Annotated in this window: 17 protein-coding genes, 2 tRNA genes and 1 riboswitch; of the genes, 10 read left to right on the forward strand and 9 right to left on the reverse strand. The window is 72.3% G+C overall.

The window, feature by feature from the left end:
• Window positions 1–131 precede the first annotated feature (131 nt).
• Window positions 132–620 carry a peptide deformylase gene (def, locus tag AC1DT4_RS08560; RefSeq protein ID WP_056090379.1) on the reverse strand — a complete coding sequence of 163 codons (489 nt, stop codon included), beginning with the start codon at window positions 618–620 and terminating at the stop codon, window positions 132–134.
• A gap of 163 nt (window positions 621–783) precedes the next feature.
• Here def and AC1DT4_RS08565 point away from each other — a divergent pair, with 163 nt between their 5' ends.
• From AC1DT4_RS08565 to AC1DT4_RS08580, 4 genes are read left to right on the forward strand one after another with little or no spacing between them, the layout of a single operon-like run.
• Window positions 784–1,497, forward strand: a complete 714-nt coding sequence (locus AC1DT4_RS08565) for an ATP-binding cassette domain-containing protein (protein ID WP_477089356.1) — start codon at window positions 784–786, stop codon at window positions 1,495–1,497.
• Between the two features lie 9 nt (window positions 1,498–1,506).
• Window positions 1,507–3,507 carry a YhgE/Pip family protein gene (locus tag AC1DT4_RS08570; RefSeq protein ID WP_477089357.1) on the forward strand — a complete coding sequence of 667 codons (2,001 nt, stop codon included), beginning with the start codon at window positions 1,507–1,509 and terminating at the stop codon, window positions 3,505–3,507.
• Window positions 3,508–3,520: 13 nt separating this feature from the next.
• Window positions 3,521–4,063 (forward strand): TetR/AcrR family transcriptional regulator, encoded by a 543-nt coding sequence (locus tag AC1DT4_RS08575; protein ID WP_477089358.1) that lies wholly within the window; start codon window positions 3,521–3,523, stop codon window positions 4,061–4,063.
• Between the two features lie 47 nt (window positions 4,064–4,110).
• Window positions 4,111–5,358, forward strand: coding sequence for an arginine deiminase (locus AC1DT4_RS08580; RefSeq protein WP_477089359.1), 1,248 nt, complete (start codon window positions 4,111–4,113; stop codon window positions 5,356–5,358).
• Window positions 5,359–5,439: 81 nt separating this feature from the next.
• Here the strand turns inward: AC1DT4_RS08580 and AC1DT4_RS08585 are convergent, their stop codons facing one another.
• Together AC1DT4_RS08585 and AC1DT4_RS08590 are read right to left on the reverse strand one after the other, a co-directional pair.
• Window positions 5,440–5,661: a BldC family transcriptional regulator gene (locus tag AC1DT4_RS08585; RefSeq protein WP_477089360.1), complete on the reverse strand. Its 222-nt coding sequence runs from the start codon at window positions 5,659–5,661 to the stop codon at window positions 5,440–5,442.
• Window positions 5,662–5,677: 16 nt separating this feature from the next.
• Window positions 5,678–5,752, reverse strand: a riboswitch (cyclic di-GMP riboswitch).
• Between the two features lie 75 nt (window positions 5,753–5,827).
• Window positions 5,828–6,634 carry a DUF1206 domain-containing protein gene (locus AC1DT4_RS08590; protein WP_477089361.1) on the reverse strand — a complete coding sequence of 269 codons (807 nt, stop codon included), beginning with the start codon at window positions 6,632–6,634 and terminating at the stop codon, window positions 5,828–5,830.
• Between the two features lie 111 nt (window positions 6,635–6,745).
• Between AC1DT4_RS08590 and rox the strand changes: the two genes are divergently transcribed.
• Window positions 6,746–8,212 (forward strand): rifampin monooxygenase, encoded by a 1,467-nt coding sequence (gene rox, locus AC1DT4_RS08595; RefSeq protein ID WP_477089401.1) that lies wholly within the window; start codon window positions 6,746–6,748, stop codon window positions 8,210–8,212.
• On the opposite strand, the gene AC1DT4_RS08600 is transcribed toward rox, so the two are convergent.
• The 3 genes from AC1DT4_RS08600 to AC1DT4_RS08610 all read right to left on the reverse strand — a co-directional run bounded on the left by AC1DT4_RS08600 (window position 8,172) and on the right by AC1DT4_RS08610 (window position 10,216).
• Window positions 8,172–8,245 (reverse strand) — tRNA-Ile (locus tag AC1DT4_RS08600). The two genes, rox and AC1DT4_RS08600, sit on opposite strands and share 41 nt — an antisense overlap.
• A 25-nt stretch (window positions 8,246–8,270) precedes the next feature.
• Window positions 8,271–9,764: a multicopper oxidase family protein gene (locus AC1DT4_RS08605; RefSeq protein ID WP_477089362.1), complete on the reverse strand. Its 1,494-nt coding sequence runs from the start codon at window positions 9,762–9,764 to the stop codon at window positions 8,271–8,273.
• Window positions 9,765–9,775: 11 nt separating this feature from the next.
• Complete coding sequence (locus tag AC1DT4_RS08610; RefSeq protein WP_477089363.1) at window positions 9,776–10,216, reverse strand: hypothetical protein; 441 nt, start codon at window positions 10,214–10,216, stop codon at window positions 9,776–9,778.
• A gap of 154 nt (window positions 10,217–10,370) precedes the next feature.
• Between AC1DT4_RS08610 and AC1DT4_RS08615 the strand changes: the two genes are divergently transcribed.
• Together AC1DT4_RS08615 and AC1DT4_RS08620 are read left to right on the forward strand one after the other, a co-directional pair.
• On the forward strand, window positions 10,371–10,883 hold the full coding sequence (locus tag AC1DT4_RS08615) for a hypothetical protein (RefSeq protein ID WP_477089364.1): 513 nt from the start codon (window positions 10,371–10,373) through the stop codon (window positions 10,881–10,883).
• A 47-nt stretch (window positions 10,884–10,930) separates the two neighbouring features.
• Window positions 10,931–11,006: transfer RNA gene (locus AC1DT4_RS08620), tRNA-Asn, on the forward strand.
• Between the two features lie 97 nt (window positions 11,007–11,103).
• Here AC1DT4_RS08620 and AC1DT4_RS08625 read toward each other — a convergent pair.
• Window positions 11,104–11,769: a response regulator transcription factor gene (locus AC1DT4_RS08625; RefSeq protein WP_477089365.1), complete on the reverse strand. Its 666-nt coding sequence runs from the start codon at window positions 11,767–11,769 to the stop codon at window positions 11,104–11,106.
• A 93-nt stretch (window positions 11,770–11,862) separates the two neighbouring features.
• Between AC1DT4_RS08625 and AC1DT4_RS08630 the strand changes: the two genes are divergently transcribed.
• Both AC1DT4_RS08630 and AC1DT4_RS08635 read left to right on the forward strand, forming a co-directional pair.
• A complete protein-coding gene (locus AC1DT4_RS08630; RefSeq protein WP_477089366.1) occupies window positions 11,863–12,141 on the forward strand; it encodes a GlsB/YeaQ/YmgE family stress response membrane protein in 279 nt (92 codons plus the stop codon).
• Between the two features lie 194 nt (window positions 12,142–12,335).
• A complete protein-coding gene (locus tag AC1DT4_RS08635; RefSeq protein WP_477089367.1) occupies window positions 12,336–12,659 on the forward strand; it encodes a hypothetical protein in 324 nt (107 codons plus the stop codon).
• Between the two features lie 124 nt (window positions 12,660–12,783).
• Here the strand turns inward: AC1DT4_RS08635 and AC1DT4_RS08640 are convergent, their stop codons facing one another.
• Together AC1DT4_RS08640 and AC1DT4_RS08645 are read right to left on the reverse strand one after the other, a co-directional pair.
• The gene (locus tag AC1DT4_RS08640) at window positions 12,784–14,208 is read right to left on the reverse strand and encodes a non-reducing end alpha-L-arabinofuranosidase family hydrolase (RefSeq protein ID WP_477089368.1); all 1,425 of its coding nucleotides are present in this window, start codon (window positions 14,206–14,208) and stop codon (window positions 12,784–12,786) included.
• 148 nt (window positions 14,209–14,356) lie between these two features.
• On the reverse strand, window positions 14,357–15,838 hold the full coding sequence (locus AC1DT4_RS08645; RefSeq protein WP_477089369.1) for a glycoside hydrolase family 10 protein: 1,482 nt from the start codon (window positions 15,836–15,838) through the stop codon (window positions 14,357–14,359).
• A gap of 271 nt (window positions 15,839–16,109) precedes the next feature.
• Here AC1DT4_RS08645 and AC1DT4_RS08650 point away from each other — a divergent pair, with 271 nt between their 5' ends.
• Window positions 16,110–18,551 carry a flippase-like domain-containing protein gene (locus AC1DT4_RS08650; protein ID WP_477089370.1) on the forward strand — a complete coding sequence of 814 codons (2,442 nt, stop codon included), beginning with the start codon at window positions 16,110–16,112 and terminating at the stop codon, window positions 18,549–18,551.
• Window positions 18,552–18,568: the final 17 nt, after the last annotated feature.

Consider the following 18,568-nt stretch of genomic DNA (forward strand, 5'->3'; position numbering starts at 1 on the left):
CTCGAGGTTCGCCTTCCCCAACGACCTCAGTCACAGCTCAGGACAACGCATGCAGTGAGAAGCGTGCTCGCGGCGTGCTGGGGACAGCATGCCGGACGAAGTCGGAGAGCGCCAGCAGCGCCGACTCCGGGCTAGAGCGTGTCGCGGATCGCCCGCATCGCCTTCTTGCGCACGGACCGCTCCAGGCGGTCGAGGTAGAGCATCCCGTCGAGGTGGTCGACCTCGTGCTGGAGGCAGCGGGCCATGAGCTCGACGCCCTCCACCACGACCTCCTTGCCGTCGAGGTCCGTCCCCACCACCCGGGCGTACCAGGACCGGTGCGTCGGGTACCAGAGCCCCGGGACCGACAGGCAGCCCTCGTCGCCGTCCTGGTACTCGTCCTCCGACAGCTCCACGATCACGGGGTTGAGCACGTAGCCCACCTCGTCGTCGATGTTCCAGGAGAACGCCCGCAGGCTGACGCCGATCTGGTTGGCGGCCAGGCCGGCGCGTCCCTCGGTGTCCACGGTCTCGAGCAGGTCCTCGACGAGCCCGCGCACGCGGTCGTCGATCGTCGTGATCGGGTCGCAGGGGGTGCGCAGGACGGGGTCTCCGACAGTCCGGATCTCTCGCATGGCCATGCGCCGATCCTCGCACGGCGGGCGCGCCGGCGAGGGGAGCACGAGCCCGCCCGGCGCCGTGAGGGCCGCGAGTGTGAGCAGAACGACACCCCGGCCCGGCGACATCGATGTCCGACCGGCCTAGACTTTGTACTGACCGGTCAGTTTACCAAGGAGCTCACCGATGACCGCAGCACCCGACACCCTCGCCCCCGAGGTGGACGTCCCGACGCCCGCCGTCGTCGCCCGGGGGCTCCAGCTGCACGCCGACCGCGGCGCCGTCTACGGCCCGGTCGACCTCGACCTCGCGGCCGGCGCGCTCACGCTGGTCCAGGGACCGCAGGGAGCCGGTCGCTCGAGCCTGCTGCTCACGCTGGCCGGCCGGATGGTGCCTGACGCGTCGTCCGACCTCGTCGTCCTGGGCCACCGGCTGCCGCGGCAGCGCGCGCACGTCCAGCGCGAGGTGGCCCTGGCCGGCTTCGCGGGCATCGACGAGCTCGACGACTCGGTCACGGTCGGCGACCACGTCCGGGAGCGGCTCGCGTGGCTGTCCCCGTGGTACCGCCGGTCGCCGCGGGCCGACCAGCCCCTGGTCGACTCGGTCCTCGGCCCGGTCTTCGGCGACCGGCCCGTGCCGGACGCGCAGACCGTCGTCTGGCACCTCGACGAGGTCGACGCCCTGCTGCTGCGCATCGCCCTCGCGGCGGCCCAGTGCCCCGGCCTGCTCGTCGTCGACGACGTGGACCAGGTGCACGACCGCGTCCGCCGCCGCATCGTCTGGGACCGCCTCGAGGCGCTCGCCGCCACGGGCGTCACCGTGGTCGCCTCCTGCGCGGCCGCCGACGAGGCCGCAGGCACGGCCTGGAACGTCGTCCCCGTCACCACCCCCACCGACTGAAGGATCGTCATGCTCTCGCTCACCTCCGGGACCGAGCTGCGCCGGTTCGGCCGCGGACGGCTCCCCCGCCTCGCGGTCGCCGCGATGCTGCTGGTGCCGCTCCTGTACGGCGCGCTGTACCTCTGGGCGTTCTGGAACCCGACCGCGCACGTGGACGCCATGCCGGTCGCCCTGGTCAACTCCGACGCCGGCGCGGACCGCGACGGCTCGCGCGTGACGGCCGGCCAGGACCTCACGGACGAGCTCACCGACGGCGCCGCGCTCGACTGGGTGGTCACCGACGCCGCCGACGCCGCCGCGGGGGTGCGCGACGGCGACTACTACTTCGCGGTCACCATCCCCACCGACTTCTCCGCCGACCTGGTCTCCGCGGGCGGCGACGACCCGACCGCCGCGCAGATCGACGTCACCTACAACGACGCCAACTCCTTCATCGGCACGACGCTCGGCCGCTCGGCCATGGACCACGTGCGCGACGCGGTCGCGGCGACCGCCGGCGAGCAGGCCGTCGACCAGGTGCTCGTCGGCCTCGGCTCGGCGCGCGACGGCATGCTGCAGGCCGCCGACGGCGCGATCTCCCTGCGGGACGCGTCGACGCAGCTGGGCGACGGCGCGCGGCAGGTGGCCGACGGGGCCGCCGACGCCCGCGACGGTGCATCGGCGCTGGCCTCGGGCGCCGCGTCCCTMGACGACGGCGTCGGCCAGGCCGCGGGCGGTGCGGCGCAGCTGGCGGCCGGGGCCTCCGACCTCGCCGACGGCGCCCGGACGGCCTCCGACGCCTCGGGCTCGCTCGCCACGGGGACGCGCAGCGTCGCGGACGGCGTGCACGCCGCAACGACCCAGGTGGACGCCCTGACGGGCCGGCTCCCCGGGCTGTCGGCCGGCCTGAGCCAGGTCACCGCCTACCTGACGGCCCAGGCGGCTGCCGGGGACCCGCAGGCGGCGGCGCTCCTCGCCGGCCTCGCCGGGACCGACCTCCCGTCCGCGGCCGAGGTGGCGACCATGACCGACCAGCTGCACGCGCTCGACGCCGGCGCGTCGCAGGCGGCCGACGGCGCCGCGAGCTTGAGCGGCGGCCTCGGCACGCTGGCCGACTCGTCCGCGACCCTCGCCACCGGCGCCTCGACCCTGGCCTCCGGCACCGAGCGGGCCGCAGCCGGGGCCGACGGGYTCGCCGCCGGCGCCTCGAGCCTGGCGACCGGCACGGCGACCCTCGCCGACGGCGCGGCGCAGGTGGCCGACGGGACGGGCGCGCTGGGCGGAGGCGCCCAGCAGCTGGCCGACGGCCTGACCGACGGCGCGACGCAGATCCCGGACGACACCGACGCGCAGCGCACCGCCCGCGCGGACGCCCTGGCCACCCCGGTCGCCATCGACGACGAGGACGTGGCCCCGGCTGCGAGCCTCGGCGAGGGGTTCGCTCCCCTGTTCATCCCGCTCGCCCTCTTCGTCGGCGGGCTGATCACGTGGCTCCTGCTGCGGCCGATGCCCACCCGCGCGCTGGCCACCCCCGCGTCCGGACTGCGCGTCGCGCTCGCGGGCTACCTGCCCTCGCTCGTGATCGGCGCCGGCCAGGTCCTGCTGCTGCTCGGGGTAGTCGGGCTCGGGCTGGGTCTGAGCATCGGGCACCCCGTGGGCACCGTGGCGTTCCTCCTCCTCGTCGCGGCGGCCTTCCTCGCGGTGCAGCAGATGCTCATCGCGGTGCTGGGCTCCGCGGCGGGCAAGGTCGCCACGATCGCCCTGCTGATGCTCCAGATCACGTCCGCCAGCGGCACCTACCCGGTGGAGACCACACCCGCGTTCTTCCAGGCGATCCACCCGGTGCTGCCCATGACCTACGCGGTCGAGGGCCTGCGCGACCTCATCACCGGGACGCCCGACGCGCGGCTGTGGACGGCGATCGCCTACCTCGTCGCGGTCACCGTCGCCTCGCTCGCGGTGACGTCGTGGAAGGCCGGGCGCCTGCGGACGTGGACCGTGGCGCGCCTGCACCCCGCGCTGAGCATCTGAGAGGCTGACGCCCATGCGCACGTCGGCCACCAGGGAGCACATCGTCGAGGCCGCCCTCGCGCTTGTCGCGGACCGCGGCTTCACGGCCACCTCCGTCGACGACATCGCCTCGGCCGCCGGCGTCGCGAAGGGCAGCGTCTTCTACAACTTCGGCTCGAAGTCGGGCCTGTTCGAGGCGATCATCACCGAGGGCGTCGGCCGGCTCACCGCCGCGCTGCGCGGAGCCACCGAGGGTCTGCACGGCCGCGACGCGCTGGAGGCGCTGGTCACCGAGCTGCTGACCCAGGTCCGGACGCACCCCGACTTCGCGAAGCTCATGGTCGCGGAGACGTTCCGCACCGGCCGCAGCTGGCAGGACTCGATCCGGCTGGTGCGCGACGAGTCGATGGGGGCGTTCGCCGCCGTCGTCGCCGACACCTGGCCCGAGCGGGACGCCTCGCTCGCCGCCGCGGCCCTGTTCGGCGCCACGCTCCTCGCGGGCCTCGAGTGGCTGGTCTTCCAGCCGGACCGCACGCTGGAGGACGTCCGCGCCGCCGTGCTCGGCACGGTCCACTGAACCGCCGGTAGCGTGGCCGGCACCCGATGCCGGCTGGAGGCCCCGCGATGCCGACCGACGACCCGACGACCGGCGTGCACTCCGAGGTCGGCCGGCTGCGCAAGGTCCTCGTCTGCGAGCCGGGCCTCGCGCACCGCCGCCTGACGCCGACGAACGCGGCCGACCTGCTCTTCGACGACGTGCTCTGGGTCGAGAATGCGATCCGCGACCACCGCGCGTTCGTCGCCGAGCTGCGGGCTCGCGACGTCGAGGTGCTCGAGCTGCACGAGGTCCTGGCCCAGACCTTGGCCGTCCGCGGCGCCCGCGACTGGCTGCTCGACCGCAAGATCGTGCCCGACGTCGTGGGCCTCGAGCTGGTCGACGACGCGCGCGAGTTCCTGGAGCGCCTCGAGCCGCGCCGCCTCGCCGAGCTCCTCATCGGCGGACTCGCCACGAGCGACGTGACCGGCGGGTTCGACGACGCCCACTTCGCCCTCGCCGAGTACTCCCTCGATGCCCCGGAGTACGTCATGCCGCCGCTGCCCAACACCCTCTACACGCGCGACACCACCTGCTGGCTGTACGGCGGGCTGACCCTCAACCCGCTCTACTGGCCGGCTCGGCACGACGAGACGCTGCTCATGAAGGCCGTCTACCTGTTCCACCCCGACTTCACCGGGTCCACGGTGTGGTGGGGTGACCCCGAGCGGCACTGGGGACGCTCGACCCTCGAGGGCGGGGACGTCATGCCGGTCGGCAACGGCACGGTGCTGGTCGGTATGAGCGAGCGCACGTCCCGCCAGGGCATCACCCAGCTGGCCGCCGCGCTGTTCGCCCAGGGTGCGGCCGAGCGCGTCGTCGTCGCCGGGATGCCCAAGCTGCGCGCGGCGATGCACCTCGACACGGTGTTCACCTTCGCCGACCGGGACGTGGTGACGCTGTACCCGAAGATCGTCGACGCGATCCACTCCTTCACCCTGCGCCCCGCCGACGGCGGCCAGGTGCACATCACCGACGAGGGCGACGCGCGGTTCGTCGACGTGGTGGCGCGGTCGCTCGGGCTGCCCGCGCTGCGCGTGATCGAGACCGGTGGCGACGTCTACGCGTCCGAGCGCCAGCAGTGGGACAGCGGGAACAACGCCGTCGCCGTCGAGCCCGGGGTGGTGTTCACCTACGACCGCAACACCACCACCAACGCGCTGCTGCGCGCCGCCGGCATCGAGGTCATCGAGATCCGCGGCGCCGAGCTGGGCCGAGGCCGGGGCGGCGGCCACTGCATGACCTGCCCGATCGTGCGCGACCCGGTCACGTTCTGACGCGTTCTGACGCGCCCCCGGGCACGAGAAAGGCCCCTCCCGTCATCGGGAGGGGCCTTCCTGACTAGCGGATGTGCGAGGTCACTCCGCCGCACGCTGCTGCGGCACGCCCGTGAGGAGCTGACGCACCTCGGACTCGTGGAAGCGGCGGTGGCCGCCCAGGGTGCGGACGGCCGAGAGCTTGCCGGCCTGGGCCCAGCGCGTGACCGTCTTCGGGTCGACGCGGAAGAGCACGGCAACCTCGCCCGGCGTGAGCAGGGCGCCCTGCGAGAGCGGGGCCTCGGTGATGGTGGTGACAGCCATGATGGTTCTCCTGTCGTTCGGTAGCTCGGCTGGCCCTGTAGGCCCCGTGGCTTTGCGTCCCCGCCTTGCGGCGGGTTTGCCGTTGTCGCTGACGAAGGGAACTATGCCCGAATCTGGACACTTGTGCAACAACCACCCCCGCACGTTTCGCGCGCAAACGGGTGATTTATATCCGGCCATACCGGGCGCGGGCGAACGAGTAGATGCCGTAGGCGACGAACCCGAGGGCCACGATGACCAGCAGCGCGACCCCCGCGGGCTGATCGCGGAGGGTGTGCAGGGCACCGTCGAGGCCGGTCGCCTTGGACGGGTTTGCCTGCGCGGCAGCCGTGACGAAGAGCACTCCGACGATCCCGAGGGCGACGCCCTTGAGCACGTACCCCGCGACGCCGAGGCGTCGGACGGTCGGCCCGGCGGGTCCCGAGGGCAGGCGGTGGAGGTCCTCGAGGAACTTCTTGGTCCACCCTTTGTAGACGTGGTAGCCGCCGACGACGACGATCGCGAGACCCACGGCGGCGACCAGGAGCCGTCCGCCCGGCGCACCCATGAGCTTGGCCGTCAGGTCCGCGGTCTGCTGCGAGCTGGACGTCCCCCCACCGCGCGCGAAGCTCAGGGCCGCGAACGCGAGCGCGAGGTAGACCACCGCGCGGCCGATCGCCTTGGCCCGGTCCCCCGCGCCGCTCTCGCCCGAGCCCGACGACGTCGGCGAGCCCCCGTGGATCGCCTTCGCCACCTGCCACGCACCGAGCGCGAGGAACGCGACGACGGAGAACCAGAGGACGACGCCGCCGAACGGCGTGCTCGCGATCGTCGCCAGCGCACCCGACTGGTCGGCCTGCTGCGCGCCGCTGCCGAAGGCGACCCGGAGGGCCAGCACCCCGATCAGCACGTGCAGCACACCGCTGACCGCATACCCCGCGCGCGCCGCCAGCTCCCAGGACCGCTCGGCGCTCGCCGTGCTGCTCGTCGACACCACTGTGCTTCTCCTCGTGCGATCGGACCGTGCCCGAGATCGTGGCAGGAGTCGGGCGGTCCGGCGACCGGAGCGGCCAAGATGGTCACCGACCCGGACGAGGAGGAACCCATGTTCGACGTGATCGTCGCCGGGGCAGGGCCGACCGGTCTCATGCTGGCGGCCGAGCTGCGGCTGCGCGGGGTGGACGCGGTCGTGCTGGATCGGGACGCCGAGCCGACGAAGGTCGTCCGCTCGCTGGGCCTGCACGCGCGGACCGTCGAGATCATGGACCAGCGCGGCCTGCTCGAGCAGTTCCTCGCGCTCGGCCGACAGCACCCGGTCGGCGGCTTCTTCGCCGGCATCCGCAAGCCGACGCCGGAGGGGCTGGACACCACCTACCCGTTCGTCCTCGGCATCCCGCAGACCACCACCGACCGCCTGCTGCTCGAGCACGCGATCGGTCTCGGCGTCGAGGTCCGCCGCGGTTGCGCGCTGGTCGGGCTGAGCCAGGACGACGACGGGGTCACCGCCGTGCTGGCGGACGGCACCGAGCTGCGCTCGCGCTTCCTGGTCGGGTGCGACGGGGGCCGCAGCACCGTGCGCAAGGGCCTCGGCATCGGCTTCCCCGGCGAACCGACCACGCACGAGTGGCTGCTGGGCGAGGTGGAGGTGACCACCCCGCCGGAGACGCTGGCCGCGGTCGTGGCGGAGGTCCACACGACCCACCGCGGGTTCGGCGCGATCCCCGTCGGCGACGGGGTGTACCGGCTCGGCGCGCCCGCGGACGGGATCGCCGAGGACCCCTCGGTCCCGCCGACCCTCGACGAGCTGCGACGCCAGGTGCACCGGCTCGCCGGCACCGACTTCGGGGCGCACTCACCCCGATGGCTCTCCCGGTTCGGCGACGCGACCCGCCTGGCCGAGCACTACCGGGTCGGCCGCGTGCTGCTGGCGGGCGACGCCGCGCACGTCCACCCACCGAACGGGGGCCAGGGCCTCAACCTCGGCATCCAGGACGCGTTCAACCTGGGCTGGAAGCTGGCTGCCGAGGTCGAGGGCTGGGCACCGGACGGGCTGCTCGACAGCTACGAGACGGAGCGGCGGCCCGTGGCCGCCGACGTGCTGGACACCACGCGCGTCCTGGTCGAGCTGTCGTCACTCGAGCCCGGCGCCCAGGCCGTGAAGCGCCTGGTGACCGAGCTCATGGACATCGACGCGGTGAACCTGCGCCTGGTGGAGAAGATCACGGCGACCGGGATCCGCTACGACCTCGGCGAGGGTCCGGAGCTGGTCGGCCGGCGGCTCCGCGACGTCAGGCTGGCGCGGGGTCGCCTCTACGAGCTGCTGCGTGGCGGCCGCGGGCTGCTGATCGACCGGACCGGTCGCCTCTCGGTCCACGGCTGGGCGCAGCGCGTCGACCACGTCGTCGACACGAGCGACGAGCTGGGCGTGCCCGCGGTGCTGCTGCGACCGGACGGCCACGTGGCCTGGGTCGGCGACGACCAGCAGGAGCTGGTCGACAGGTTGCGCCGGTGGTTCGGCGCCGACGCATCGGTGGGGCAGGTGGGGCTTGAACCCACGACCCACGGATTATGAGTCCGCTGCTCTGACCGGCTGAGCTACTGCCCCGAGGCACCGCACACCCTACCGACGCTCACTCGGGCGCGTTGTCGGCCTCGCCGCCGAGCGTGTACGGGTCGGTGACGCCCGTGTAGGCCAGGTGCGCGACGAGGCCCTCCTGGGCGTGCGGGAGGTTGTGGCAGTGGTCCATCCAGACGCCGGGGTTGTCGGCGACGAACGCGACCTCGTACGTCTGCCCCGCCGCCAGCTCCAAGGAGTCGGTCCACCACGGGCTGCCCGTCGACGGCGTCCCGTCGCGGGACAGGACGAGGAGGTGGTGGCCGTGCAGGTGCATCGGGTGGGCCTGACCGCTGGAGTTGCGCAGCGTCATCCTGACGATGTCGCCCTCGCTCACCATGAACATCGGGACGTCGGGGTACGTGTGCCCGTTGATGGTCCACTGCAGGCCCGGACGGCCCGCGACGAACCCCGGGCGCCGCCCGATCGCGTAGGTGAACACCCGGTCGGCCGCGCGGGGGTCGAAGCCGACGTCCGCCGGCGTGCCGTAGGTGAGCAGGTCGAGCGTGTCGCGCGGGTCCGCGCCGTCGGAGGCGTCGTCGGACGGTCCGACGACCACCGACCGGGACCCGAGCCGCACGCGGACGGAGTCTCCGCCGGACGGCACGGTCACCTCGAGGTCGGCCCGCCCGCCGCCGGCGAGGACCACGGCCCGACCCGTCACCGCGCCGGGTTCGTGCACGTCGCGGCCGTCGAGCGCGAGCAGGCGGAAGTCGGCACCCGGCACCCAGGCGCGCAGCACCCCGGACCCCGTGTTGACCACGCGGACGCGGACATGGTCGCCCGGTCCGGCGTCGGCCCGCACGTCGCCCGCGACCCCGTTGACGGTCGGCGTCGCCCCGTACGTGTGGACCGCGGCCACCACCTCGGAGTCGTCGTCCGTCGTCACCGGGTGCACCACCAGGACGCCGAACAGGCCGCCGCGCACCTGCGCGTGCGAGACCTGGTGCGAGTGGTACCAGAACGTGCCGGCGTCCTGCACGACGAACCGGTACACGTGCGAGCCGCCCACGGGGACCGCGTCCTGCGTCACGCCTGCGACCCCGTCCTCGGCGTTGGGGACGTCGACGCCGTGCCAGTGCAGTGTCGTGCCGTCGGGGACGGAGCGGTTGACCAGCGTCACCTGGACGAGGTCGCCGACGTCGGCGTCGATCGTCGGCCCCGGGGAGGCTCCGTTCAGCGTGAAGCCCTGGACGGAGCGCCCGCCGCCGAGCTCGACCGGGCCGGCCTCGGCCGTGAGCGTGACATCGACGTCGGGGACGCCGGCGGACGGGCCGGTGAGCGACGCCACGCTCACGGTCGGCCCGTCCGGGGTGGCGCCGTGACCGTGGGTCCCGGCGGTCGTCGTCGGCCCCCCGCCCGTGTCCGGGTAGCCCATGTCCATGACGGACGCGTTCGCCGGCACCAGGCTGGTCCACCAGAACCAGGCGAGCGGGCCGAGGACGAGCAGCGTGGCGACGACGGCCGCCACGACGCGGCGTCGTCGGCCCAGCGCCTCCCGCTCGGTCATGGGTCAGGTGCTCAGGCGGTCGCGGCGGCCGGCGCCGAGGTGTCGGTCGTCGTCGCACCCTTCGGGACCCGCGACCCGGCCGTGATGCTCACGCCGAGGATGGCGAGCGCGTTCAGCCCGTGCAGCGCACCGACCGCGGGGGCGCCGAACGCGACGAAGGCGAGGGCGATCTGCAGCAGGACGAGCCCGAAGATGATGAGCGCGTACCTGACCGCGCCCGCGAACTTCGCGAAGAACGACACGATCAGCAACGCGATGACCAGCACGGGGATGACCATCATCCCGACGGTGCCGTGCAGCGAGTGGCCGAAGTTGCCCTCGTAGTTCGAGTCGATGACGGCGCCGTCCTCGATCTCGTGGAGCGTGGTGAACCAGGCGTACGCGATGGCGCCGGCCTGGACGAAGACTCCGGCGGCCACCAGGTAGGCGAGCACCCGATACGTAGCTTTCATGGCGTGCCTCTCTCGCTCAGTCGTTCGGCAGGGACGCGGTGGGGACCGCGCCTGGAATCCAAGATCCTCGACCGGGCAATCTGATACTTCCGTCCCGGTTTGTCACTCTGACGGATGGATCGGCCCGGACGTGACGCGCGGGTACCGTGGGCCGGTGGCCCCGTTCTCCCGTCGTCGACTCCCCGCTGCCCAGCGCACGCGGCTCGACCTGCGCCCCGGCGACGCCGTCCTGGTGAGCACCGAGCTCGCCGACGGACGCTGGGCCGTCGCGTCCCGCCTGGCCCTGCACCTCCTGGGCCCCGACGGGCCCGCCACGCGCCACCCCTGGTCGGACGTGGACCACGGCTCGCTCGACCCGGCGACCCGCACGATGACCCTGCGCTGGGTCTGGGGCGAGACGGAGCGCCTGACCTTCGCCGAGGTGCCGGGGTCGTACGCGTTCTCGCAGACGTTCCGCGAGCGCGTGCAGCAGTCGGTCGTCCACGCGGCCTCCGTGACCCTTCCCGGCGGTCAGCGTGCGCGTGTGGTCCTGCGTCGCGACGAGGCGGGCACGATGTTCACGCAGGTCCTCGGGGATGCGTCCATCGACCTGTCCGACCCCGCCGTCGCCGCCGTCGTCGACGCCGCCGAGGACGAGGTCCGCGACGCCGTCGGGCTCCCCCGCTGAGCGTCCGAGGCACCCCGGATCGGCTGCTAGAGTTTCTTCCCGCACGATCCCTCGTAGCTCAATTGGCAGAGCATCCGACTGTTAATCGGACGGTTACTGGTTCGAGTCCAGTCGAGGGAGCCAGTATCACCGCAGGCCGGGCCCCCTTTCGAGGGGGCCTTCGTGCTGTCGTGCCCAGCACGTCGCCGGTCAACGACTCGCTGCTCGGCGCCCTGGCTCTCTACGGCCCTCCGCGCCAGTGGTCGATCCGCCGGTGGTCGGGGACGAAGCCGTGGTCGACGCCCCACAGCACCGCCTGCGTCCGGCTCTCGACGCCGATCTTCCGGTAGACCGAGCGGATGTAGGACTTCACCGTGTTCGGGCTGAGATACGTGTGCGCGGCGACGTCGGCGTTGCTGAGGCCCTGGGTGATCAGAGCCAGGATCTCCGACTCGCGGTCGGTGAGGCCCTCGCCACGCCCGGGCCAGTCGAGACCGTTCGCGGGCCGGACGCGGCCCGGGACCTCGCTGACCACGACCTCGCCGGCGTGGACCGCCTCGAGAGCGGCGACAAGCTCACGTGCCGGCAGGGCCTTCGACAGGTATCCGCGGACGCCCTGATCGCGGGCGCTCGCCACCAGCTCCGGGTGGAAGTTCCAGGTGAACACGACCACCTTGCGGGCGCACGGGTTCCGGACCAGCTCACCGATCTGTTCGTGGTCCGACTCCGGCTGGGCGAAGGCGTCGTAGAGCACGATGTCGACGGTCTCGCTGACCGGCGTGTTCGTGTCGATCTCGGCCACGACGATGCGGTCGCGGTACTGGTCGAGGATCTTGGCAACACCCATGACGACGACGTCGTAGTCGTCGACGAGCGCGACGGTGAAGGGCTGCTGGGGTGCGGGCATGCCTCACGGTAGACCCCCCTAGGGGTGTAGTACACCCGCTCTAGGGGTGGTGAACTCGGGGAGTATCAGTCGCCCGAACCAGGAGGTTTCACCGTGCTGGGACTCATCATCACCATCATCATCGTCGGGCTCATCGCGGGCCTGCTCGCTCGCCTGCTGGTCCCCGGCAAGCAGAACCTCTCGATCGCGATGACGATCGTCATCGGCATCATCGGGTCGTTCGTCGGCGGGTTCCTCGGCTACCTGCTGTTCCACAAGGACGCTGCCGACGGCTTCCTGCAGCCCGCCGGGATCATCGGGTCGATCATCGGCGCCATCATCGTGCTGCTGATCTGGATCCGCGTCGGCGGCCGCCGCTCGATCACCAGCTGACCCACCGACCGCGGGTTCCGGTCTCCACGACAGGACCCGCGGTCCTCGTGGCCGCCCGGACGGGTGAAGAGTGGGCGCCCGTCGTGCCGCCGCCGTCCGGCGCTGCCATCTTCCTGTCAGCAAAGCCGACGATCGCGGACCCGCGCCTGGAGCCTTGGCCGCGGACAGCACACGCAGAAGCTCGAGGAGACGCCATGAGCGTGGCACAGACCCTCTGGGCCTCCATCCAGGAGGACCCGGTCTTCATGAGGAAGATCAACGGCTGGTTGACAGTCTTCTGGCTGCTGAACTTCCCACCCGTGATCGCGGTCTACATCTGGGCACCGGACGCCTGGAAGCAGGCGTCGATCCTCTACCTGGCCCTGGTGTCCATCTACGCCAACGTGGCCGGTCACCTGGCAGCGTGGCAAGCATCTCGGATCGAGGTCATCCAGAACGAGGACGCCAACGTGGCGGACGTGCTGGAGAAGGTGGAGGAGATCCACGCGGTCACCGCCAACGGAGCGAGCAAGCGGTGACGGACTGCGGTCGGAGTCGACGCCAGCGGACGACCGACGGCGATCCCTCGGATCGAATCGGCCGGCTCCGCCGGTCGGCCTTCCCTTCGCCCGCGCGTCGTCCCCATGTGCCGTTCGGCGCGTGTCAGCGCTGCAGCGTCAGCAGACCCGGTCGGTACGGCAGCAGGCCGTAGTCCCCGCCGGAGCTGGGAGAACGTCCCTGGTACAGCAGCTGCAGGGTGCAGGGGTCGATGGTCATCGTCTGGTCGTTGCTCGCGCGGACCAGCTCACCGTGGCTGATGTCGTTGGTCCACGTCGCACCGCTGTTGGCCTTGCCGGCGAACGGGTTGCTCTCGCTGGCAGCCTGCGGCGTCCAGGATCCGGAGAGGCTGCTCGCGGTGAACGAGCGGAAGTACCGACCGCTGGAACCGATCGCCTCGACGATCATGAGGTACTGGTTCTGGCGGCCCTTGACCTTGTAGACCTGAGGGGCCTCGAACAGGTTGTTGGTGCTGTCGCTCATGACGACGGTGGAGGACGAGCCGAAGCTGCCCGGGAAGTTCCCGATCGGCATGCTCGCGCGATAGATCTTCCCGTTGTCCCCCGCGAAGAACAGGTACATGTTCGTGCCGTCGCCGATGACCGTCTGGTCGATGGGACCAGTGCCCGAGCCGGAGATCGACCCCGAGAACAGGGCGCTCGCCGACGACCAGCCGTTCGCGTTCGTCGGGTCGTTCGACGTCCGGTACATGAAGGCGGACAGGCCCCACTGGTAGGTGAGCACCCAGACGTTCTTCGGGGCGAAGTAGAAGAGCGAGGGCGCCACGGTCGCCGACGACATCGCGTTCTGCGACGCCGAGCCCATGTCGAACCAGCCGGAGAAGAGGCCGAAGCTCATCGAGCCCCACGACGTGCCGTTGTCGTGCGTGGTCGCGTAGACGAGGTGCTTGCCGTTGAACTCCGCGGTGGTGAAGTCCTTGAGCGAGGCCCAGCCGGACCTCGGGGTGGCGAGCGAGCCCGTGGAGGTCCACCGGTAGCTCGACGGCAGGGTGCACGAACCGGACGGTGGCGGCGTCGTCGGTGTGCCGCTCCCGACCCGGACGAGCTGCCACTGCTGGTTGGCGCCGTTCCAGTCGCTGTACTGGACGATGTTGCCGCCGTCGGCCGTCGAGGCGCCCTGCACCTCGACAGCCTTGCCGCTGTTCCGGCTGATCAGCTGGATGTACCCGTCGACGTCCTGGATGCTGAACTGCTGGTTGGTGGCGTTGTTGTCGGTCCACTGGATGAGCGCGGCGCCGTCGGCGGTGGAGCGGTCGGACACGTCGAGGACCTTGCCCGACAGGCGTGACGCGAGCCGGTAGTAGCCGCTGCCGGAGTCGACGAACTGCCACTGCTGCTGGGCGCCGTCGTTGCGGGACCACTGCGTGATCCGGGCCCCGTCGTTGGTGGCCAGGTTGTACACGTCGAGGGCCTTGCCGCTGTTGCGGTTGACCAGCACGTACGACGCCGACGTGTCGATGGTCGCCGCGCTCGCCGCCGGCGCAGCGATCACGGCGATCGCCCCGCTCACGGCGACGCTCGTCGCGACCAGCAACGCCTGCCACCGTCGGGGTCCCCGGGAGGCGAGAGTTCCTCGAGTCCTTGTCACGTGTCCCACTCCTTCGGGGGTCGCGGGGCGGGGCGCCGGGTCGGCACCCCACCCCGGCTGCGGGTGCCGGTCATCCGACGCGGACGAGCTGCCACTGCTGGTTGGCGCCGTTCCAGCTGCTGTACTGCACGACGGTGGCGCCGTCAGCCGTCGAGGCACCCTGCACCTCGAGAGCCTTGCCGCTGTGGCGGCTGATCACCGTGGCGTACCCGTCGGCGATCGTGACGCGCCACTGCTGGTTGGCCCCGCTGGTGTCGGCCCACTGCACGATCGCGCCGCCGTCGGCCGTCGACCAGCCGGAGACGTCCAGGTTCTTGCCGGACAGCCTGGACCTGACCTCGTAGTACCCGTCGCCGGAGCTGGTGAGCTGCCACTGCTGCTGCGCACCGTCGTTGCGGGACCACTGGGTGATCCGGGCGCCGTCGTTGGTGGCCAGGTTGTAGACGTCCAGAGCCTTGCCGCTGTTCCGGTTGACCAGCACGTACCAGGCGCCGGTGTCGATCGGGGTCGAGCCGCCGCCGTTGCTGCCGCCCGCGTTCAGCGCGGTCAGGACGGAGGTGTACGCGGCCTTCTTGTTGCCGGAGGAGTCGAAGAGCAGCGGGTTGGCCCCGGTGCGCCATGAGTCGCTGTCCCGCACACCCCAGACGGTGATGCCGGTGCAGCGGGCCACCGCGAGGCAGGCGTTGGTCACGGCGGCGTACATGCTCGCCTGGTTCCCGCCCTGCTGGATGTCGAGCTCGGTCAGCTGGACATCCACACCCAGGTCGGCGAACCGCTGCAGGTTGGCCTGGAAGTCCCCGGGAAGGCTGGTGCCGAGGTGCGCCTGGAAGCCGACGCAGTCGATGGGTACGCCGCGGGACCTGAAGTCGCGGACCATGGCGTAGACGCCGGTGGACTTCGCGTTGATGCCGTCCGTGTTGTAGTCGTTGTAGCAGAGCTTGGCACTCGGGTCGGCGGCCCGCGCAGCGCGGAAGGCCGCTTCGATCCAGTCGTTGCCCGTGCGCTGCAGGTTCGAGTCGCGACGGCTGCCGCGGCCGTCGTCGGCGAACGCCTCGTTGACCACGTCCCAGGCATAGACCTTGCCCCGGTAGTGCGTGGCCACCTGCGTCACGTGGTTGAGCAGCGCGTTGCGCAGGGCGGTCCCCGACATGGTCTGCATCCAGCCCGGCTGCTGGCCGTGCCACGCCAGGGTGTGGCCGCGGACCCGCTTGCCGTTGCTCGATGCCCAGCTCAGGATGCGGTCCCCGTTGGTGTAGCTGAACTGGTTCTGCGACGGCTCCGTCGCGTCCATCTTCATCTCGTTCTCGGCGGTGATCATGCTGAACTCGCGGTTCGCGATGGTCGAGTACGTCGAGTCGTTCAGGCGTCCCGCGGCGATCGCGGTGCCGAAGTATCGGCCCTTCTCGGCCGCCGACGCCCCGAGCGTCGAGGCCGCCTGGGCGGGGTTCGCCAGCGCGACGAACGCGCTGAGCAGCAGACAGGTGGTCGCGAGGACCGCCGTCCCCCTCCAGCCGGCCCCGCGGCGACAGGTCGGTTGCGGCGTCGTGGGCATGATGTCTCGCTCTCGTGTCGGGGACGCGCCGTGGGCGCGGCCGGGTGGCGTGCGGGCCACGTGTTAGCGCTCACACGACGACCGCGGCCACTGTGGCACGGTGTGATGCGGGCCCGAACCGGTGCAAAACGTTTCACGAGGCCCTTCTCGTGCGCCCGGCGATCCGTGCCCCGTATCGCCTCGCCGAGGCCCCCGCGCCAGTAGCCTCGTTCCGACCGTCCGTCAGGCGGCGCGGTGTGGTGTCGCTCCGTCGTTGTGCCCAGGAGGCTCGATGGCCGTGAGGCCGGTCCGGTCCGGCTCCGCCGCGGGCGGGTTCGTCCGCGTCTGGTCCTCGGCCGCCGACGCCCCGCGGCTGCGGCGACCGACGGACGTCCTGCTGCTCGTCGGCTCGATCGTCGTCCTGGGGCTGCTGGCGCTGGCCGCACCCGGGCCGACCGGCGCCGACGACGCTCTGGACACGCTCCTCGCCTGGCTCGAGCCCGCGCTCGGCTGGCTCTGGACCGTCATCTACGCCGTCCTGACGTTGTGGGCCCTCGCGGTCGTCCTGCTCGCCGCGGTCAGCCGCGGCCGGCGCCGGCTGCTCGTCGACCAGGTCACGGCGTCCGCCCTGGCCTTCGGTGCGGCGGTGGGTGTCGGCGCCCTCGCCGGGACCGACCCGGCCACCCTCGTCGGCGCGCTGGTGACGTCCGGTCCCCCGGAGGTGTACGTCGCCACCCGGGTCGCGGTCATCACGGCCATCGTCGTCACGGCCTCGCCGCACCTCGCGCGACCGTGGCGGTACGCGAGCCGCTTCGTCATCGCCCTGGGTGCGTTCGCGGCGATCGGCCTCCACGCCACGAACCTCATCGGGGCCACCGCGGCGATCGCGGTCGGGATCGCCGCGGCCGCGGTCGCCCACCTCGTGCTGGGGTCACCGCCGGGGCGGCTCACCGACGCGCAGGTGCAGGTGGCGCTCCAGGATCTCGGCGTGCCGACGACGACGGTGACGCCGACCGCGGCCCGTGCGGGCGCGGACAACCTGCTCGTCGCCCGCACGCCGGACGGCTCGTCGATCCTGGTCACCGTCTACGGCCGCGACGCGTGGGACAGCCAGGTCGTCGGGTCGCTGTGGACCGCCCTGACCCGCCGCGGCGAGCAGGCGCACGTGTGGGGCACGCGGCGGTCCCGGGTCGAGCACGAGGCCCTCTTCACGCTGCTCGCCGCCCAGGCGGGCGTGCCGACGCTCACGGTCGTCGCGGTCGGCATCGCCGAGCAGGGGGACGCCCTGCTGGTGACCAGCGCGCCCCGCACCTCGCTGGGCGAGCTCGGGTCCGACGCGCTGAGCGACGACCTCCTCGGTGAGATGTGGGGCGTCGTCGTCGCCCTGAACAGGGCGGGCATCGCGCACGGGCGGATCGACGGCAGTCGGGTCGTCGTCCGGGTCGACGGCGTCGTCGCCCTCGCGGACTTCGACGCCGCCTCGCGCGCCTCGGACGACAGCGACCTGCGCACGGATCGTGCCCAGCTGCTCGTCGCGACGGCCATCGCGGTCGGCCCCGATCGCGCGATCGCGGCAGCGGTCGCCGCCATCGGTGCCGAGGGTCTGGCGGACGTCCTGCCCTACCTCCAGCCGGCCGCGCTCGGGCGCAGCACCCGCGCCGACGTGCGCGCCGCCAGCTGGTCGCTCGAGGAGCTGCGGGCGGCGGCCGTCGCGGCCGCGGGCGTCGAGGAGCCCCCGCTGGAGCGCCTGCGGCGGGTGACGCCGAGGTCGATCGGCACGCTGCTCGTCATCGGCGTCATCGCGTACCTGCTGATCACGCTGTTGGCCGGCATCGACCTGGCGAGCGTCGCCGCCGCGCTCGCCTCGGCCGACTGGCCGTGGGTCGTCGCCGCGCTCGTGGTCTCCCCCTGGATCCAGGCGTCGCTCGCCGGGGCGACCCTGGGCGCAGCGATGGCGCGCCTGCGGTATGTCCCGGTCCTGATGCTGCAGTACGCGATCCAGTTCATCTCGCTCGTCGTGCCCGCGAGCGCCGCCCGGCTCGCCCTCGAGGTCCGGTTCTTCCAGAAGTTCGGCATCCCCCCGGCCACGGCCCTGTCGTTCGGTCTGATCGACAGCGTCAGCGGGTTCGTCGTGCAGATCACGCTCATCCTCGTGATCCTCGTGAGCGGCCTGCCGGGCTTCACCTCGAGCCTCCGGAGCGGGTCGAGCACGGCGAGCGACGGCTCGTCCGGTCCCTCGCTGATCGCGCTGCTGGTGGCGCTCGTGGTGCTCGGCATCGTCGTGACGCTGGTGGTACCCCGGCTGCGTCGGCGCCTCACCGCGAGGATCCCGGAGATCCGCGCCGCGGTGACGGCGCAGGCGCGGGCGGCCCACTCCGCGCTCGGCGTCCTGCGCCGGCCGGGGAAGGTGGCCGGGATGCTCGGCGGGAACCTCGGCGCGCAGCTCCTCCAGGCCGCCGTCCTCGCCCTGTGCCTCCAGGCGTTCGGGCAGACGGCTCACTTCTCGCAGCTGATCCTCATCAACACCGCCGTGAGCCTGTTCTCGGGGCTCATGCCCGTCCCCGGCGGCATGGGGGTGGCCGAGGCCGGGCTCACGGTGGGCCTGCAGGCCGTCGGCGTGCCCAGCGCGATCGCGGTCTCGACGGCGATCACGTTCCGGCTGGTCACGTTCTACCTGCCGCCGATCTGGGGGGCCGCCGCGATGCGCTGGCTGCGCCGCAACGAGTACGTGTAGCCGGGCGCGTCGGATCG

Source organism: Cellulomonas sp. P4_D11 (assembly GCF_056401915.1).

What these genes read in the sequence shown, in the direction of transcription:
- def (WP_056090379.1), bottom strand. Translation starts at nt 620, where the DNA reads ATGGCCATGCGAGAGATCCGGACTGTCGGAGACCCCGTCCTGCGCACC.
- AC1DT4_RS08565 (WP_477089356.1), top strand. Translation starts at nt 784, where the DNA reads ATGACCGCAGCACCCGACACCCTCGCCCCCGAGGTGGACGTCCCGACG.
- AC1DT4_RS08575 (WP_477089358.1), top strand. Translation starts at nt 3,521, where the DNA reads ATGCGCACGTCGGCCACCAGGGAGCACATCGTCGAGGCCGCCCTCGCG.
- AC1DT4_RS08580 (WP_477089359.1), top strand. Translation starts at nt 4,111, where the DNA reads ATGCCGACCGACGACCCGACGACCGGCGTGCACTCCGAGGTCGGCCGG.
- AC1DT4_RS08585 (WP_477089360.1), bottom strand. Translation starts at nt 5,661, where the DNA reads ATGGCTGTCACCACCATCACCGAGGCCCCGCTCTCGCAGGGCGCCCTG.
- rox (WP_477089401.1), top strand. Translation starts at nt 6,746, where the DNA reads ATGTTCGACGTGATCGTCGCCGGGGCAGGGCCGACCGGTCTCATGCTG.
- AC1DT4_RS08605 (WP_477089362.1), bottom strand. Translation starts at nt 9,764, where the DNA reads ATGACCGAGCGGGAGGCGCTGGGCCGACGACGCCGCGTCGTGGCGGCC.
- AC1DT4_RS08610 (WP_477089363.1), bottom strand. Translation starts at nt 10,216, where the DNA reads ATGAAAGCTACGTATCGGGTGCTCGCCTACCTGGTGGCCGCCGGAGTC.
- AC1DT4_RS08625 (WP_477089365.1), bottom strand. Translation starts at nt 11,769, where the DNA reads ATGCCCGCACCCCAGCAGCCCTTCACCGTCGCGCTCGTCGACGACTAC.
- AC1DT4_RS08635 (WP_477089367.1), top strand. Translation starts at nt 12,336, where the DNA reads ATGAGCGTGGCACAGACCCTCTGGGCCTCCATCCAGGAGGACCCGGTC.
- AC1DT4_RS08645 (WP_477089369.1), bottom strand. Translation starts at nt 15,838, where the DNA reads ATGCCCACGACGCCGCAACCGACCTGTCGCCGCGGGGCCGGCTGGAGG.
- AC1DT4_RS08650 (WP_477089370.1), top strand. Translation starts at nt 16,110, where the DNA reads ATGGCCGTGAGGCCGGTCCGGTCCGGCTCCGCCGCGGGCGGGTTCGTC.